Annotated in this window: 12 protein-coding genes; 5 read left to right on the top strand and 7 right to left on the bottom strand. The window is 67.8% G+C overall.

Translation table 11 applies throughout. The features are described from left to right. The first annotated feature begins 7 nt into the window (after positions 1-7). Positions 8-7,621 (top strand): beta strand repeat-containing protein, encoded by a 7,614-nt coding sequence (locus tag ACWCIA_RS01550; protein ID WP_454160299.1) that lies wholly within the window; start codon positions 8-10, stop codon positions 7,619-7,621. A 122-nt stretch (positions 7,622-7,743) separates the two neighbouring features. Further along, the gene (locus tag ACWCIA_RS01555) at positions 7,744-9,102 is read left to right on the top strand and encodes an HlyD family type I secretion periplasmic adaptor subunit (RefSeq protein ID WP_454160300.1); all 1,359 of its coding nucleotides are present in this window, start codon (positions 7,744-7,746) and stop codon (positions 9,100-9,102) included. 68 nt (positions 9,103-9,170) lie between these two features. On the opposite strand, the gene ACWCIA_RS01560 is transcribed toward ACWCIA_RS01555, so the two are convergent. From ACWCIA_RS01560 to trxC, 3 genes are all read right to left on the bottom strand, one after another. Then, positions 9,171-10,130, bottom strand: a complete 960-nt coding sequence (locus ACWCIA_RS01560) for a chemotaxis protein (RefSeq protein ID WP_454160301.1) — start codon at positions 10,128-10,130, stop codon at positions 9,171-9,173. An 88-nt stretch (positions 10,131-10,218) separates the two neighbouring features. After that, positions 10,219-10,581 carry a DUF4870 family protein gene (locus ACWCIA_RS01565; RefSeq protein ID WP_454160302.1) on the bottom strand — a complete coding sequence of 121 codons (363 nt, stop codon included), beginning with the start codon at positions 10,579-10,581 and terminating at the stop codon, positions 10,219-10,221. 125 nt (positions 10,582-10,706) lie between these two features. Then, positions 10,707-11,141, bottom strand: a complete 435-nt coding sequence (gene trxC, locus ACWCIA_RS01570) for a thioredoxin TrxC (RefSeq protein WP_454160304.1) — start codon at positions 11,139-11,141, stop codon at positions 10,707-10,709. A gap of 147 nt (positions 11,142-11,288) precedes the next feature. On the opposite strand from trxC, the gene ACWCIA_RS01575 reads away from it, so the two are divergent. The 3 genes from ACWCIA_RS01575 to ACWCIA_RS01585 are packed head-to-tail and all read left to right on the top strand — an operon-like array spanning position 11,289 to position 13,307. Then, positions 11,289-12,038 (top strand): DUF72 domain-containing protein, encoded by a 750-nt coding sequence (locus ACWCIA_RS01575; protein WP_454160306.1) that lies wholly within the window; start codon positions 11,289-11,291, stop codon positions 12,036-12,038. Positions 12,039-12,046: 8 nt separating this feature from the next. After that, positions 12,047-12,865, top strand: coding sequence for a Mut7-C RNAse domain-containing protein (locus ACWCIA_RS01580; RefSeq protein WP_454160308.1), 819 nt, complete (start codon positions 12,047-12,049; stop codon positions 12,863-12,865). Positions 12,866-12,878: 13 nt separating this feature from the next. Next, positions 12,879-13,307, top strand: a complete 429-nt coding sequence (locus ACWCIA_RS01585; protein ID WP_454160310.1) for a hypothetical protein — start codon at positions 12,879-12,881, stop codon at positions 13,305-13,307. A gap of 8 nt (positions 13,308-13,315) precedes the next feature. Here ACWCIA_RS01585 and ACWCIA_RS01590 read toward each other — a convergent pair whose 3' ends face one another. The 4 genes from ACWCIA_RS01590 to ACWCIA_RS01605 all read right to left on the bottom strand — a co-directional run bounded on the left by ACWCIA_RS01590 (position 13,316) and on the right by ACWCIA_RS01605 (position 16,847). After that, on the bottom strand, positions 13,316-13,636 hold the full coding sequence (locus ACWCIA_RS01590; RefSeq protein WP_454160312.1) for a hypothetical protein: 321 nt from the start codon (positions 13,634-13,636) through the stop codon (positions 13,316-13,318). Positions 13,637-13,662: 26 nt separating this feature from the next. Further along, the gene (locus ACWCIA_RS01595; protein WP_454160314.1) at positions 13,663-14,577 is read right to left on the bottom strand and encodes an EamA family transporter; all 915 of its coding nucleotides are present in this window, start codon (positions 14,575-14,577) and stop codon (positions 13,663-13,665) included. A 473-nt stretch (positions 14,578-15,050) separates the two neighbouring features. Beyond that, entirely contained in the window at positions 15,051-15,467 is a 417-nt protein-coding gene (locus ACWCIA_RS01600) for a hypothetical protein (RefSeq protein ID WP_454160316.1), read from the bottom strand. A 75-nt stretch (positions 15,468-15,542) separates the two neighbouring features. Continuing rightward, positions 15,543-16,847 (bottom strand): SGNH/GDSL hydrolase family protein, encoded by a 1,305-nt coding sequence (locus ACWCIA_RS01605; protein ID WP_454160318.1) that lies wholly within the window; start codon positions 16,845-16,847, stop codon positions 15,543-15,545. Between the last annotated feature and the right edge of the window lie 199 nt (positions 16,848-17,046).

Genomic DNA, 17,046 nt, shown 5'->3' on the forward strand with positions numbered 1-17,046 from the left:
AAATGCAATGACAACTGAATACTCGTCCGTGACCCGTACGCTGCCATCGACCGTCGACGACCTGGTCCTGACCGGCAGTGCCGACATCAACGGCACCGGCAACACGCGCGACAATACGATCACCGGCAATGCCGGCGCGAACGTACTGGACGGACGCTCGGGAGCGGACACGCTGATCGGCGGCGCGGGGAACGATACCTATGTCGTCGACAACGCGGGCGACCGGGTGGTCGAAAACGTGGATGAAGGCGTCGACACCGTCAACGCGAGCGTGAGCTATACGCTGTCGGACAACGTCGAGAACCTGACCCTGACCGGCGGCAGCAGCGGCACGGGCAACGCGCTGGACAACGTCATCACCGGCAACGGCGGCCAGAATACCTTGAGCGGCATGGACGGCAACGACACGCTGTCCGGCGGCGCGGGCAACGACACCCTCGACGGCGGCACGGGCGACGACACCATGGCCGGCGGCACAGGCGACGATACCTTCGTGGTCGACGCCGCCGGCGACAGCGTGGTCGAAGCGGCCGGCGCCGGCACCGACACGGTGCGCTCGCACATCGACTATGCGCTCGGCGACAACCTCGAGAACCTGGTCCTGGCCGGCAGCGCCGACCTCGAAGGCCGCGGCAACCTGCTCGACAACAGCCTCACCGGCAACAGCGGCGCCAATGCGCTGTATGGCGACGCCGGCAACGATACCCTCGATGGCGGCCTGGGCGCCGACCACATGGAAGGCGGTGTCGGCGACGACATCTATGTCGTGGACGACCAGGGCGACCGCGTGATCGAACTCGGCGGCGCCGGCATCGACAGCGTGCAGTCGAGCATTTCCACAACCCTCAGCGAGCACGTCGAGAACCTCGCCCTGAGCGGCACGGCCGCCATCGACGGCACCGGCAACACGCTCGACAACCTCATCGTCGGGAACGCCGGCGCCAACGCGCTGGCCGGCCTCGAAGGCAACGACACCCTCGACGGCGGCGCGGGCGCCGACACCCTGCAGGGTGGCAGCGGCAACGACACCTATTACGTCGACAATGCGCTCGACGCCGTGGTCGAGCTGGACGGCGAAGGCGAGGACAAGGTCGTGGCCAGCGTGCACCACACGCTGGCGGCCAACGTCGAGAACCTGGCGCTGGCCGGCGCCGGCGGCATCAGCGGCACGGGCAACGAGCTCGACAACGAGATCAGCGGCAACAGCGTCAACAACGCGCTCTACGGCCTGGACGGCGACGATACCCTGTACGGCAACGGCGGCCACGACGTGCTCGACGGCGGCAGCGGCGCCGACATCATGGTCGGCGGCGTCGGCGACGATACCTACGTCGTCGACCAGGCCGGCGACCTGGTAGTGGAATACGCGAGCTCCGGGACCGACCTGGTCCGATCGAGCGTCGACTACACGCTGACCGACTACGCCGAGCACCTGACCCTGACCGGCAGCGCCGACCTCGCCGGCACCGGCAACGCATTCAACAATATCATCGAGGGCAACGCCGGGAACAACCTGATTGCAGGCGGCGCAGGCAACGACACGGTGCGCGCAGGCGACGGCAGCGACCAGGTCGACGGCGGCGACGGCAACGACACGCTCAACGGCGAGGGCGGCAACGACATCCTGTTCGGCGGCGCCGGCAGCGACTCGATCAGCGGCGGCGCCGGCGACGATTACATGGAAGGCGGCCTGGGCGACGACACCTATTCGGTCGAGGACGCCGGCGACCTGGTGGTCGAAGACGTCGGCGCCGGCACCGACATGGTCAATGCGGGCCGCAGTTATACCCTGACCGCCAACGTCGAGAACCTGACCCTGGTCGGGATGGCCGACATCGACGGCACCGGCAATGAGCTCAACAACATCATCTTCGGCAGCGGCGGTGCCAACCTGCTGCAGGGGCTGGACGGCAACGACATTATCCATGCCAACAGCGGCAACGATACCCTGGTCGGCGGCGAGGGCAACGACGTCCTGAACGGCGACACCGGCGACGACCGCCTGCAGGGCGATGCCGGCAACGACACGCTCAACGGCGGCGCAGGCGTCGACGACATGGCCGGCGGCACCGGCAACGACAACTACACGGTCGACAACGCGGGCGATCTCGTCCACGAGAACGCGGGCGAAGGCGTCGATACCGTCAACGCCAGCGTCGACTACACGCTGACCAGCGACGTCGAAAACCTGTCGCTCTTCGGTTTCGGGAATATCGCCGGCCGCGGAAACGAACTCGACAACACGGTCAGCGGCAACAACGCGCACAACCAGCTGTTCGGCCTCGAAGGCAGCGACACGCTGCTTGGTCTGGCCGGCAACGATGTGCTCGACGGCGGCCTGGGCGCCGACCTGATGCAGGGCGGCGTGGGCGACGACACATATCTCGTCGACAACGCCGGCGACCGCGTCGAGGAACTCGCGAACCAGGGCGCCGACACGGTGCGCTCGGAAATCGACTACACCCTCACCGCCAACGTCGAGAACCTGGTCCTGCTGGGCACGGACGACCTGAGCGGCGCCGGCAATAATTCGAATAACGTGATCACCGGCAACAGCGGCAACAACACCGTCAGCGCCGGCGACGGCCTCGACACCGTGCATGCGGGCGCCGGCAACGACCTCGTCCGCGGCGGCAACGGCAACGACACGCTCAACGGCGAGGCGGGCGAGGACCAGCTGTTCGGCGACGCCGGCAACGACAGGCTCGACGGCGGCGAAGGCGCCGACCGCATGCTGGGCGGCCTCGGCGACGACGTGTTCATCGTCGACAGCGCGGGCGACCAGGCAATGGAAGCGGCCGGCGAAGGCACCGACATCGTGCACGCGAGCGTCACCACCACGCTGCTCGACAACGTCGAAAACCTGCTCCTGACGGGCGGCGCGGACATCGACGGCAACGGCAACGAGCTGAACAACATCATTACCGGCAACAGCGGCGCCAACGTCCTCGACGGCCGTGCCGGCAACGACACCATCAGCGCCGGCCTCGGCAACGACCTGCTGGTCGGCGGCGAGGGCAACGACGTGCTCAACGGCGACGCCGGGGAAGACCGCCTGCAGGGCGACGCAGGCAACGACACCCTGAACGGCGGCGCCGGGCTCGATACGATGCTGGGCGGCAGCGGCGACGACACCTATGTCGTCGACAACGCCGGCGACCTGGCGATCGAGCTCGCGGACGAAGGGATCGACACCGTGCAGTCGACGGTGAGCTTCGCCCTGGGAGACAACGTCGAGAACCTGACCCTGACGGGCAGCAGCGGCATCAACGGCACCGGCAACGGGCTGGCCAACCGCATCACGGGCAACAGCGGCAGCAACGTGCTCGACGGCGGCGCCGGCGCCGACACCATGGCCGGCGGCGCAGGCAACGACACCTATATCGTCGACGACGCCGGCGATGTCGTCACCGAAGCGGCCAACGGCGGCACCGATACCGTGGAGTCGTCGGTCGACTTCGTCCTCGGCGCGAACGTCGAAAAACTGGTCTTGACCGGCAGCGCCCACCTGGCCGGCACCGGCAACACGCTCGCCAACACGATCACCGGCAATGACGGCAACAACCTCATCGACGGCGGCGCGGGCGCCGACACCATGAGCGGCGGCATGGGCGACGACACCTACGTCGTCGACGCCGCCGGCGACACGGTCGTGGAAGCGGCCAACGCCGGCCTCGATACCGTCCACGCCGGCGTGAGCCACACGCTCGCCGCCAACGTCGAAAACCTGGTGCTGACCGGCACAGCCGCGCTGGCCGGCAGCGGCAACGCACTCGACAACACCATCACCGGCAACGCCGGCAACAACGTTTTGAACGGCATGGCCGGCAACGACGTGATCGACGCGGGCGCCGGCAACGACACCCTCGACGGCGGCAGCGGCGCCGATACCATGCTGGGCGGCGCAGGCGACGACACCTACCTGGTCGACGACGCGGGCGACATCGTGATCGAGCAATTCGGCGAAGGCGCCGACACGGTCGTCGCCAGCATCGACTACACCCTCGGCCTCCACCTCAACAACCTGACGCTGGCCGACGGCGCCCTGAACGGCACCGGCAACACGGCGGTCAATGTCATCACCGGCAACAGCGCCGACAACGTCCTCGACGGCGCCGGCGGCAAGGACACGCTGGTGGGCGGCGCCGGCAACGATACCTATATCGCCGACGGCGGCGACACGGTCGTCGAGCTGGCGGGCGGCGGCACCGACACGGTCCGCGCAGACACCAGCTACACGCTGGGCGCGCACCTCGAAAACCTGGTGCTGGTCGGCACCGCTGACCTGAACGGCACCGGCAACGAGCTGGCCAACAGCATGGTCGGCAATGCGGGCGCCAACGTCCTCGACGGCGGCGCGGGTGCCGACACCCTGGCGGGCGGCGCGGGCGACGACACCTACCTGGTCGATGCGACCGGCGACCTCGTGCTCGAGGCGGCCGGCGAGGGCGTCGACACGGTCCTGGCAGGCGCCAACTACACCCTCGGCGCCAACGTCGAGCACCTGGTGCTGACCGGCAGCCAGAACCTCAGCGGCACCGGCAACGCGGGCGACAACACCATCACCGGCAACAGCGGCGCCAACGTCCTCGACGGCGGTGCAGGGAACGACACGCTCGACGGCGGCGCGGGCGCGGACACGCTGCACGGCGGCGCCGGCGACGACACCTATGTGGTCGACAACGCGGGCGACGTGGTAGTGGAAGCGGCGGGCGACGGCACCGACACCGTGCTGGCCGGCGCCAGCCACGTGCTGGCGGCGAACCTCGAGCACCTGGTGCTGACCGGCGAAGCCAACCTCCATGGCACCGGCAATGCTTCCGCGAATACCCTCACCGGAAACGATGGCGACAACCAGCTGGCCGGCATGGACGGCAACGACCTGCTGGTCGGCGGCGCCGGCAACGATGTGCTGCTGGGCGGCGCCGGCGACGACACCTACGTGTTCGGCATCGGCGACGGCATGGAGCGCATCATCGACGCCCAGGGCAGCGGCACGCTCCAGATTCGTGGCGGCCTCACCGCAGCCGACCTGCTCGCCGAGCAGTCGGGCCGCGACCTGGTGCTGACGATCGCAGCCAGCGGCGACAGCGTGACCCTGGTCGACTGGCTGGGCCAGGCAGAGGGCGTGACCCGCATCGTCTTCGAAGACGGCAGCGTCATCGACCACGGCGGCATGGCGGCCCTGCTGAACGCGGCGCCGCTGGCCGCCGACGACAGCATCGCGGTGCAGGAAGACGGGGGCGCGGTCCTGCTGCCGGTCACCCAGCTGCTCGCCAACGACACCGACCCCGACCTGGGCGACGTGGTGAGCGTGATCGCGGTCGGCGCCTCCAGCATCGGCGCCGACGTCGGCCTGATCGATGGCGCGGTCGCTTACGACATCGGCGGGCGCTTCCAGGAACTGGCGCAGGGCGAGGTCCTGAACGACAGCTTCACCTATACCATTACCGACGAGATGGGCGAGACCTCGACCGCCGTCGTCAACGTCCAGGTCATCGGCGCCAACGACGCCGCCGTGACGGTGGCCGACAGCGCGGAGGCGTTCGAAGACGGGACCACGGCCGTCAGCGGCAATGTGCTGGCCAACGACAGCGACATCGACCGCGGCACCGTGCTGCAGGTGGCCGCGCCGGGCACCATCGCCGGCGTCTACGGCAGCCTGGTCATCGCGGCCGACGGCAGCTACACCTATAGCCTGAACGAGGGCGCGGCCAATGTGCAGGGCCTGAACGCAGGCGAGGTCGTGACCGACACCTTCGCCTACGTCGCCACCGACGGCATCGAGGGCGTCGCCTCCACCCTCAGCATCACCATCTCCGGCACCAACGACGCGCCGGTGCTGTCGGCCGACGCGGCGCAGGTTCTTGAAGACAGCGAGGTCGCCGCCAGCGGCAACGTGCTGGCGAACGACAGCGATGCCGACAGCAGCGCGGTGCTCTCCGTGGCCGCGCCGGGCGTCTACACCGGGACCTACGGCAGCCTGACGCTGGCCGCGGACGGCAGCTACACCTACAGCCTGCACGATGGCGGCACCAAGGTGCAGTCGCTGGGCGAGGGCGAGTTCGTGACCGACACCTTCGCCTACGCCGCCACCGACGGCGCCGAGCAGCTGGCCTCCAGCCTGGTCATCACGATCGCCGGCAGCAACGATGCGCCGGTGGTGACGGCCGACACGGCGCAGGCGGCCGAAGACGAGGTCGTGATCGCCAGCGGCAACGTGCTGGCGAACGACCGCGATGCCGACAGCGGCACCGTTCTCCTCGTGAGCGAACCGGGCGTCTATGCGGGCGCCTACGGCACCCTGACCCTGGCCCGGGACGGCAGCTACACCTACAGCCTCGACAGCAACGCGGCCGCGGTGCAGGCGCTGGCCGAGGGCCAGTCGGTGGTCGACAGCTTCAGCTATGCGGCAACCGACGGCCAGGCCGTCGTCGCCTCGACCCTGGAAATCACGGTCACCGGCACCAACGACGCACCGCTGCTCGCCGCCGACAAGGCGCAGCTGGATGAGGACACCGCCGGCGTCAGCGGCAACGTGCTGGCCAACGACAGCGACGCCGACTTCGGCGCCACGCTGGCCGCCGGCGCCGCCACCAGCCAGGGCCGCTACGGCAGCCTGGCGCTGGATGCGGACGGCGGCTACCAGTACCGGCTCGATACGGCGGCGGTGCAGCCGCTGGGCCGCGGCGCCTCGGTGGTCGACCGCTTCAGCTACGGCGCGGGCGACGGCCTGGCATCGGGTGCGTCGACGCTCGACATCACCGTGGCCGGCGCCAACGATGCGCCGATCGTGGTGGTCCCGCTGGCTGACCAGAGCTTGACCTTCAACAAGGCCTTCTCGTTCAAGCTTCCGGCCGACAGTTTCAAGGACCTCGACCAGGGCGACACGCTGAGCTACTCGGCCAGCCTGGCCGACGGTTCCGAACTGCCGACCTGGCTGAAGTTCGACGTGAAGACCGGCACCTTCTCGGGCACCACGCCGAAGCAGGTGGGCGCGATCGAGGTGCGCGTCACCGCGACCGACCAGGTGGCCGCCACCGGCAGCATGGAAGGCAGCCTGTCAGCTTCCGACGTGTTCACGCTGTCGGTCAGCCATGGCAACGAAGGCGTCGGCAACGGCGAGGATGCGGCGCCGGGTGGCCACGACAGCAACCAGAACGACGGTCCGGGCACCGGCCCGGGCAATCCCGGCTCGAAGGGCGGCAAGAACTTCGGCATCGCGATCGGCGTCAGCGCCTCGAACGGGGTGGCCTCGGTGTCGGTGGCCGCCTCCGCGCAGACGACCGATGCCCTGGGCGTGCCGGCCCTGCTCAGCGCCAGCAAGATCGTCGAGTTCAGCCTGCCGGCGAGCAGCATCGGCAATACCACCTCGGCCCAGAGCTTCGGCGCCTGGCTGAAGGTGGACCTGGCGGTCTCGGAAGCGCTGGCGGAGAAGAAGTCGCTGACTTGGCTCGACGAGCGCAACGGCGCCGATACCGGCGTGCTGGCCAAGGCCACCCTCGGCTTCCTCGGCTCGACGGTCGCCTTCGGGGGCGGCGGACTGTCGCTGTCGGGCAGCGCAGGCGTCGAGCTGAAGGGCTTCGAAGGCCTGGGCAAGGGCACCAAGAAGCTGAAGTAATCGGCTCAGGTAATTAGCTCAAGTAGGAGCCTCGCCCAGCCGTTAATACGGGTGGGCATGCCTGGAACCCGGCCATATCGGGTTCCAGGCCCTTTTTTTATCCCTCCACCGGTTCATCCATCGTGAAAAAAACCAGGACCAAAGCGGCATCCAGCGCACTCGACTTTTCGCCGCCCCTGCTGCGCCTGCAGCAGTCGGCACCGAATCCGCTCGGCCGCAAGGTCTTGTGGGCCCTGCTGATCCTGCTGGTGCTGCTGGCCTTGTGGGCGGTCGTTGGCAAACTCGACATCGTCGCGGTCGCCGAGGGCAAGCTGGTCCCGCAGAGCTATGTGAAGATCGTCCAGCCGGCCGAATCTGGCATCGTCAAGGAAATCCTGGTGAAGGAGGGCGATAGCGTGCGCGCCGGGCAGGTGCTGATGCGCATGGATACCCTGATCACCGACGCCGATGCCAAGTCGATTCAGACTGACCGGCAGGGCAAGCTTCTCGCGCTGCGCCGGGTCGACGCCGAGCTGGCCGACACCCCGTTCCAGCCGCAGGCGGGCGATCCGCCGCACCTGCTGGCGGCCGCCCAATCGCAATACCGCGCCAACCGCGCCGCCTTCCAGGCCGCCCTGGCCGAGGAAAAGAGCCGGCTCGCCAAGGCGCGCCAGGACCTGGCCGCCGCGCTCGAGATCCAGCGCAAGTTCAGCGCCGTGCTGCCGCACTACCGCGAGCAGGAAAAGGCCTTCGAGAAGCTCGGTAAGGACGGCTTCGCGGGCGGCGTGCTGGTCAGCGACAAGCGGCGCGAGCGCATCGAGAAGGAACAGGAACTGGCGACCCAGGACCACATGATCGAGTCGGCGCGCGCCGGCGTGCAGCAGTCGGAGATGAAGCTGGTGCAGATCGATTCGGATTACCGCCGCCAGCTGCACGTCGAGCGCGGCGAGGCCCAGCGCGCCTTCGACCAGCTGTCGCAGGAACTGGCCAAGCAGACCCACCGCAAGGAGCTGCTCGAGCTGAAGGCGACCCAGGACAGCGTGGTCAAGGAACTGGCCACGCATTCGATCGGCACCGTGGTCCAGCCGGGCACCGTGCTGCTGACGCTGGTGCCGCGCGACGAGACCCTGCGCGCCGAGGTCTGGCTGACCAACGACGACATCGGTTTCGTGAAGCAGGGCCAGACCGTGCGCCTGAAGTTCGCCGCCTTCCCGTTTCAGAAGTACGGGATGGTGGAGGGGACGGTCGAGCACATCGGTGCCGACTCGGTGGAGAGCGCCGAGAATGGCGCCAGGCCTGCCAAGCATGGTGCGGCGCCGCCGTCCAACTTCAAGGCGCTAGTGGCGTTGAAGACCGCGGCGCTCGAAGCCGACGGCGCCCGTTTTCCGTTAAGCGCCGGCATGCAGGCGAATGCCGAGATCCTGCTCGGCACCCGCACCGTGCTCGAATACCTGCTCTCGCCGATGCAGAAGGCCTGGCACGAGGCGGCGCGCGAACGCTGATGGGATAAGAAGAGATTCAACGAAAAAGGAGCGCCGCGGCGCTCCTTTCTTATTCCGGTTAGTCCGGCTTATTGCTTCAACACCCGGCGCAGGGTGCTTGAGAGGTCCTCGACCGAGAACTTGGCCACGTAGGCGTCGGCGCCGATGTTCTTCACGTGCTCCTCGTTGGTCGTGCCCGACAGCGAGGAGTGGATTACGACCGGCAGGTTGGCCAGGCGTGCGCTCTTCTTGATGTTGCGGGTCAGCGTGAAGCCGTCCATCTCGGGCATCTCGAGGTCGGTCAGCACCAGGGCCACCTTGTCGTAGACGCTCTTGCCTTCGTTCTCGGCGGCGTTGGCGATGCTGGCCAGCTGCTCCCAGGCTTCCTTGCCGCTCTTGGTCATCACGAAGGGCAGGCCCATCGCCTCCAGGCCCTGCTCGATGAGGGCGCGGGCGACCACCGAATCGTCGGCCGCCAGGATGATCGAGCCGGGCTTGATCTGGATCTTCGCGCCAACGCTCTGCGGGTTGATGGCCGCGTTGGCTTCCGGGTTCATGTTGCGCAGGATGGTCTCGACGTCGAGCACCTGGGCCAGGCGTCCCGGCTCGCCGTTCTCGCCGTCGAGGCGGGCGATGCTGGTGACCATGCCGCTGCCGGCGCTGTGCTCGGACGACATGACCTGGCTCCAGTCGAGGCGCACGATTTCCTCGACGCTCTCGACCGCGAAGGCCTGGGTGGTGCGGGCGAACTCGGTGACCAGCATGATGTTGAGCCCGGTCTTGGGCTTGACGCCGGCGATCGCGGGCAGGTCGAGTACCTGGATGATCTGGCCGCGCAGGTTCACCACGCCCAGCACATGGGGCGGCGAACCGGCGACGGCGGTGATCGGCGGCATCGCGACGATCTCGCGGATCTTGAATACGTTGATGCCGAACAGCTCGCTGTGATTGCCCTTGTCGTCGCCGCCGAGGCGAAAGAGCAGCAGCTCGAACTTGTTCGTGCCTGCCAGCGTGCTGCGCTCGTCGACTTCCTGTTGAACCGATTTCATATTTCGCCCTGAACTGTGTGGATGTGGCTGGTGGTGCCGTCAGGAAAGTATTCTAGCTGCGAAAAGCGCGAAATATGTCAACCGGGGTTCAAACTGGCATGGGTTTATTGCTGTTCAGGTCTAAAAAACCACGAATTAGACGATAGGCCTTCCATACCCACGCGACAGCCCAGATCAGCCAGGCAAACGGGATACCGATAATCGTGGCGAAGACGATACCGCCGATCACCATCCACAGGAAATAGAACCAGAACGAACGAATCATCCAGGTGTGGTGGCTGTAGACCATGGTGCCGCTGCTGTCCGGGCGCTTGATGTAGTTGACGATCAAGGGCAGGAAGGACAGCATCCCCAGCGAGAAGAAAAAGGTGGCGGCGTGGACGAGGTAGAGGATGCGCGCCAGTTGCTTGGCGTCTTCCGTCCCGCGGTCCAGAACGAGTTGCTGCGACATAAAAAACCTCCTTGGAGTGGCTCCCTACGGGACGACCCCGCTTGGCCGATTGTAGCAGCCATTCGTGGCGATTTCGCTAACATTGCAGATTTGCGCTTCCTGGCGTAGCCTGCGCATGCCCGGCTTTACAGCCTGGACTGCACCCAGGCGACGATATTGCCCGCGTCCATCGCCCCCGGCTGGCGCGCGATTTCACGCCCGCCCTTGAACAGCGCCAGGGTCGGAATACTGCGGATCGCGAAGCGCGCCGACAGGTCCTGGGCCCGTTCGGTGTCGACCTTCAGCAGGCGCACCCGCGGCTCGAGGCGGCCGGCCGCCTGGGCGTAGGCGGGCGCCATCATCTTGCACGGGCCGCACCATTCGGCCCAGAAATCGACCAGCACGGGAATGTCGTTACGCGAGATGTGGCGCGCGAAGCGCTCGGACGAGACGTCGAGCGGCCGGCCGGCGAACAGGGCGTGCGCGCACTTGCCGCAGACCGGGGCGTCGGCCAGGCGCGCCGGGGCGAGCCGGTTGACGGCGTCGCACTGGGGGCAGACGATGTGGATCGGGTCGCTCATGGTGGCTCCTCTATCGTAAAAACAAACAATATTCCTGGCCGCACAGGGGATGCCCCCCGCCGTGCCGGCTCAAGCATGCGACGCGGCAAGCGTGGCCGGCGTACAATCGCCCTAAGTATACTTGCAAAATCGCCAATGAAAAAAACGATGGCCTCTTGCCCGCACCTGATCGGTTGTGCCGGCTGGAACATTCCCAAGGAAGCTGCCGCCGCCTTCCCCGAAGCGGGCAGCCACCTCGAACGCTATGCCGCCGTCTTCCCGATGGTGGAGATCAACTCGTCGTTCTACAAGCCGCACCGCCCGCAAACCTATGCGCGCTGGGCCGAGAGCGTGCCGCGCGACTTCCGTTTCGCGGTCAAGGTGCCGCGCTCGATGACCCACGACGCCCAGCTGCGCGACATCGACGACCTGCTGGCGCGCTTCGCCGGCGAGGTCGGCGAGCTGGGCGACAAGCTGGGCGCGTTGCTGGTGCAGCTGCCGCCCAAGTTCGGCTTCCACGACGAAACCGTGCGCGATTTCTTCCTGCGCCTGCAGGACCGTTTCGATTGCATGATCGCCTGCGAAGGGCGCCACCCGAGCTGGTTCAGCGACACGGCCACCGAACTGCTGCGCGAGCGCGGCGTCACCCGCGTGATTGCCGACCCGGCCGCCGGCCAGCCCGGACCGCACGTGCCGACGACGAACGATGTGTACATGCGCCTGCACGGCGCCCCGCGCATCTATTATTCTTCCTATTCGCAGGAATACCTGGCGGCGCTGGTGCGCGAGCTGGAGGCGCACAAGGCGGCCGGGCGCACGGTCTGGTGCATCTTCGACAATACCGCTGCCGGCGAGGCGGTGCCGAACGCCCTCGACGTGTTGCGATCGTGCGGGGGCGGGCCGCTGTCCCTGGAGTAAACATCTGCATGGTCACGGCAACGTTTCGCTTTTACGAGGAATTGAACGATTTCCTGCCGCGCGAGCGGCGCGGATGCGCGTTCGAGGCGCCGTGCGCGCGTGCCGCCACGACCAAGCACATGATCGAGGCCCTGGGCGTGCCGCATACCGAGGTCGAGGTGATCCTCGTGAACGGCGAATCGAGCGGCCTGGACCGCATGCTCGTCGATGGCGACCGCGTCGCCGTGTATCCGATGTTCGAAACCTTCGACGTAACGCCGCTGCTGCGCCTGCGCGACAAGCCGCTGCGCCGCCTGCGCTTCGTGGCCGACGCCCACCTGGGCGGCCTGGCGCGGCTGCTGCGCATGGCCGGCTTCGATACGCTCTACGACAACGGTTTCCAGGACGAGGAGATCGTCGCGATCTCGCTCGAACAGGAGCGGGTGGCGCTGACGCGCGACCGCGAGCTGCTCAAGCGCCGCAGCCTCACCCACGGCTGCTACCTGCATGCCTTGAAACCGGCGGCCCAGTTCCGCGAGCTGTTCGAGCGGCTCGACCTGGCCGCCAGCGCCCGGCCATTCACCCTCTGCCTGCACTGCAACCTGCCGCTGCGCCCTGTGCCCAAGGCCGAGGTGGTCGACCAGCTCCCCGAATCGGTGCGCCTGCAGCACGAGGAATTCACGACCTGCGACGCCTGCCGCCGCGTGTTCTGGAAGGGCTCGCACCACAAGCGGATGGTGGCGATGCTGGAGGCGGCCGAAGTCGCCGGGACGGCGACAGAGCTTGCGACAAAGGCGGTGCCTACTGCGCTAGAATCGGACCTACCGTCCCAACCTGGACCCTGGTAGCGTGAACAATTTCGTGCCTGATTCCGTCCCTCATTCGGCTCCTGAGCTGCCGTTTCCGATCCGCGCCGAGTGCCCGCCGGGCGCCTGCGTCTGCGAGCGCGAGCGCCTGTTGGCCGAGCCCGGTGCCGACGTGCGGCCGCTTGCGATCGACCGCAAGCAGGAGATGAACCTGATCGCGCGCATCGAGCGTGTCGACAGCTACGAAGACCTGCAGCACGTGCAGGCCCTGATCCGCAAGAACATCGGCGCCGAGCTGCGCATCGAGCCGGGACCGAACGAGGTGCGCACCGTGCGCGGCATCATCATCGTGCTCGAGGAAAAGCCGGGCCTGTGCAAGAAGGTGCGCCAATCGGTGCCGGCGGCGGTGCGCAAGCGCCTGCAGGAGCGGCCCGAGATCGCCTACGCTATCCTGCACGCCAACGACCTGTTCGGCGCGGCCTGAAACCTGGCCTAGATCTTCACCACGTATTTCAGGATGATGCCCACCAGCAGCGCCGCAGCCATGGCCAGCGACAGGGCGCCGTGCAGCACGTCGGAGCCGATCGACACCTCGCGCGTCATTTCTTCCTTGCTGATCTTCGCGACCCGGCTAAGTACGACGGGACGCAGCAGGCCCTGGATGCCGAGCAGGATCAGGCCGATGCCGCACAGGGTTTCGCCGATCAGGTCGCGCTGCATGCCGCTCCACAGCCCCAGGCTGCCCAGGCCGACGCCGAACAGGAACCAGAAGGCGCGCGAGCCGGGGTAGCGTGAAAGTTTCGAAGTGTCCATGGTCGAGGGGAGCGTAAAAGGGGGCATTATAGACGCGTCGCCCGGCGCAGCCGCGGTCCGAACAGGACCAGCGCCAGCGCCAGCACGACGAGGACGATGCCGGCCCATTGCCAGGGCGTCACCACCTCGCCCAGTACCAGCATGCCGGCCGCGATACCGACGGTCGGCACCGCCAGGCCGAAGGGCGACACGCGGTTGGCCGGATGCCGTTTCAGCAGCCCCGTCCAGAGCGCGTAACCGAGGATGGTGGCGAACCAGCCGAGGTAGGCCATCGAGGCCCAGGCCGTGTTAGAGATGGCCTGCCAGTCGAAGCGCGCCGCGGGCGGGTCGAAGGCCAGCGACAGCAGGACGAAGGGCAGGATCGGCACCAGGCTGCTCCAGACCATGAAGGGCAGCACGTCGAACTGGGGCGACTCGCGCTGGGCGATGCGCACCACGATGTTCGAAGCCGCCCACATCGCCGCCGAGCCGACGTTGAGCAGGAAGCCGGCGAGCGTGAGCTCGGACGCTCCGGCCTGGAAGACATCGACGCAGAAGCAGGCCAGCCCGAGCGCGGCAAGCGCCATGGCCGCCTTCAGGCTGCGTCCGACCGTTTCCCCCAGCACCAGGCTGCCGAACAGGGCGGTGAAGAAGACCTGCATCTGCAGCACCACCGGCGCCAGCGAGGCAGACATGCCGGCGCGCAGCGCGAGGAAGAGCAGGCCGAACTGGCCGACGCCCTGGAACAGCCCGTACAGCAGCACCCAGCGCGGCGCGATCGCCGGGGGACGCACGAACAGCAGCAGGGGCAGCAGCGCAAACAGGTAGCGCCCGGCGCCGAGCTGGAAAGGCGTCACTTCGCGCAGGGCCAGCTTCATGGCGACGAAATTCGTGCCCCAGATGAGCACCACGCACAGCGCCGCCGCGTAATCGCGCCCGGCGAGGGAGCCGGCGTCCTTCATGCGGGCGTCTTCCGCGCCGGCGGGCAGGAGGCGGGCACTTCCGAATCGCGGTTCTGGTTGCCGGCCCGGGCTGGGAAGAGGCGAAGGACGTGAGGGTACCAGGCGCCGTTGGCCGTGTTCGCTTTCGGAGAGGGGAGCAACAGGTCGTCGGTCATGCTCATGGTCGCGAACGTGTGCCGCCTCCTTAGTAGATGTTTGTTCCGGGTTCCAGGGCGACCAGCTCGGCCCGGGACCGGTGAGCGTTCATTCTAGGTTGGCAGTTCGATAACGGCAATCGATAAATGGCGGGCGACAGGCCTGCGGGCGTGCCGCCGTGGCGCAGGGCGGCAACCACGAGGCCGAATCGAGGCGGGCGCGCCAGGACAGCCGGATCGGGACGGCCGGATGCACCTACCGAAAAAAAAGGCCGCACATCGTGCGGCCTCTCGTTTCGCGGGCTCTCCATCGGCACGATCCAGCATGCCGGCCCGCGCTCAGCGGCGGCGGTAGTGGCCCCGGTGATGATGGCCGCCCCAGCTGCGCCCGAAGCTGAAACCCAGGCCGATCGAGACCGGCGGATACCAATACGGATCGCGCACGATCACGGGCGGATAGCCATAGACCGGCTGCGGCGCATACACCGGCTGCGAGCCGTACACGGGTTGCGAGCCGTACACCGGCGCACCCGGCGGCGCAGGATTGACGACGACGTTCGAGCTGGTAACGACGCCAGCGTCGCCGGCCCGCGCGCCGGTACCGAGCGGCACCGGCGTGACCGAGACGACCTGCCACTGGCTCGGGTCGCCCGACTGGGCATAGCCTCGGGTGCCGTAATTGGCCGGCCCCGGGCCGGGAGTGGCGCAGCCTGCAAGCAGGGCGACGCCGGCGATGGCGAAGATGAGTTTTTTCATGACGGTCCTCCTGATTCCGCCATGATAGTGTCCTCATATCCATTCTGGCGTGGAATTACAGCTTGTTACACTCGATCAGCCCAGCAGGCTTTCGCCGGTCGTGCTGCTCGACACGAAGGGCGCCAGCGGCACCGCGTTGGCGATCGCCTGGTAGCCGGCGTCGTTCGGGTGCAAGTGGTCGCCGCTGTCGTAGGCCGGCAGGATGCGGGTCGGGTTGGCCGGGTCGCGCAGGGCGGTTTCGACATCGACCAGGCCGTCGAACTCGGTGCTGGCGCGCAGCCAGTTGTTGGCGGCGCGGCGCACGGATTCGCGCGCGGCCGTGTAGTACACGAAGCCCTCGAAGGGAGGCAGTGTGGCGCCGATGACGCTGATGTCGCGTGCGTGCGCCCGTGCGATGAGCTGGCGCCAGCCCGCGATCAGGTCGGCGACCGGGATCGGGTTCGAGCCGGAGCTGTAGCAGATGTCGTTGATGCCGATGAGGGCGATCAGGTAGCGCACCCCGGCCGTGCCCAGCACGTCGCGGTCGAAGCGTTCGAGCGTGTCGCGGCCCGCGAGCAGGGCATTGGGGTAATCGTTCAAGAGCAGGTTGGCGCTGATGCCGCGGTTGACGACGCCGATGCGCCCGGCCGCGCCCAGCGCCGTCTGCAGGCGCCGCGCCAGGTAATCGGGCCAGCGCCGGTTGGCATTGGAGGTGCTGCGCGCGCCGTCGGTGATCGAATCGCCGAGCGCGACGACGGCCGGTACGGGGGCGGCCACGTCGATCTCGGTCAGGAAAGGCCAGGACAGGATAGAGCGCGATACCGGCAGGGCGAGCGTGGACGTATAGTCGCCGCTGGCGGACACGTAGCTGGTCTGCAGGGCGGCGTCATGGATGGTCGTTCCCTGGGCCGGGCCCGGCAGGTAGAGGCTGACGGCGAGGTCGGCCTGGGCCGGGACCGCCAGCTCGACCGGGTCGGACAGCACCGGGGCGCCGGCGGGGATGGTGATCGCCGTCTGCCCGCTGAAGCGCAGTTCGCGCAGGCTGGTGGCAGCGATCGAGGCGCCGCTGGTGCGCAGCGCGATGCTGGCGCGCCCGATGCGCAGCGGCGTGCTGCCCATTTCGTTGGAGACGCGGATCCGCACCCGGCTGCCGCCGATGCTGGCGCGCGCAATCAGGCGCAGGGTCTGGCCGGTAAAGCTCTGCACGTTGGCCGAGGGAGGCGGACCTGCCGGCGCCGTGCCCCAGGTGGCGCACCAGCGCTCGGACGGTCCGGCCTGCCCGAACGCGGGCAGCGACGGCAGGGCCAGTGCGGCGCCCACGGCGGGACCGGCGATGAGGAACTGGCGCCGGGTAGGGCCGGCACGGCGCCGCTCGGCGGACTGGGCAGAGACCTCTTTCATGGATGTGCTCCTCGGGCAGGTTGGCAGGACCGGCGTAGGCAAGGCGCATGGGCTGCGCTCGCGTTACCCAATCTAAATCGCCGGCCGGGGCGACTCAAGGGACGCACAGCAGGAGCTTTGCGCTAGCACAGGAATGGATGAGATTGTGCTTGGAAACGAGCAATTAATTGCCCAGTACAATGATTTAGCTGGGGCTACA

The organism is Massilia sp. SYSU DXS3249 (genome assembly GCF_053668055.1).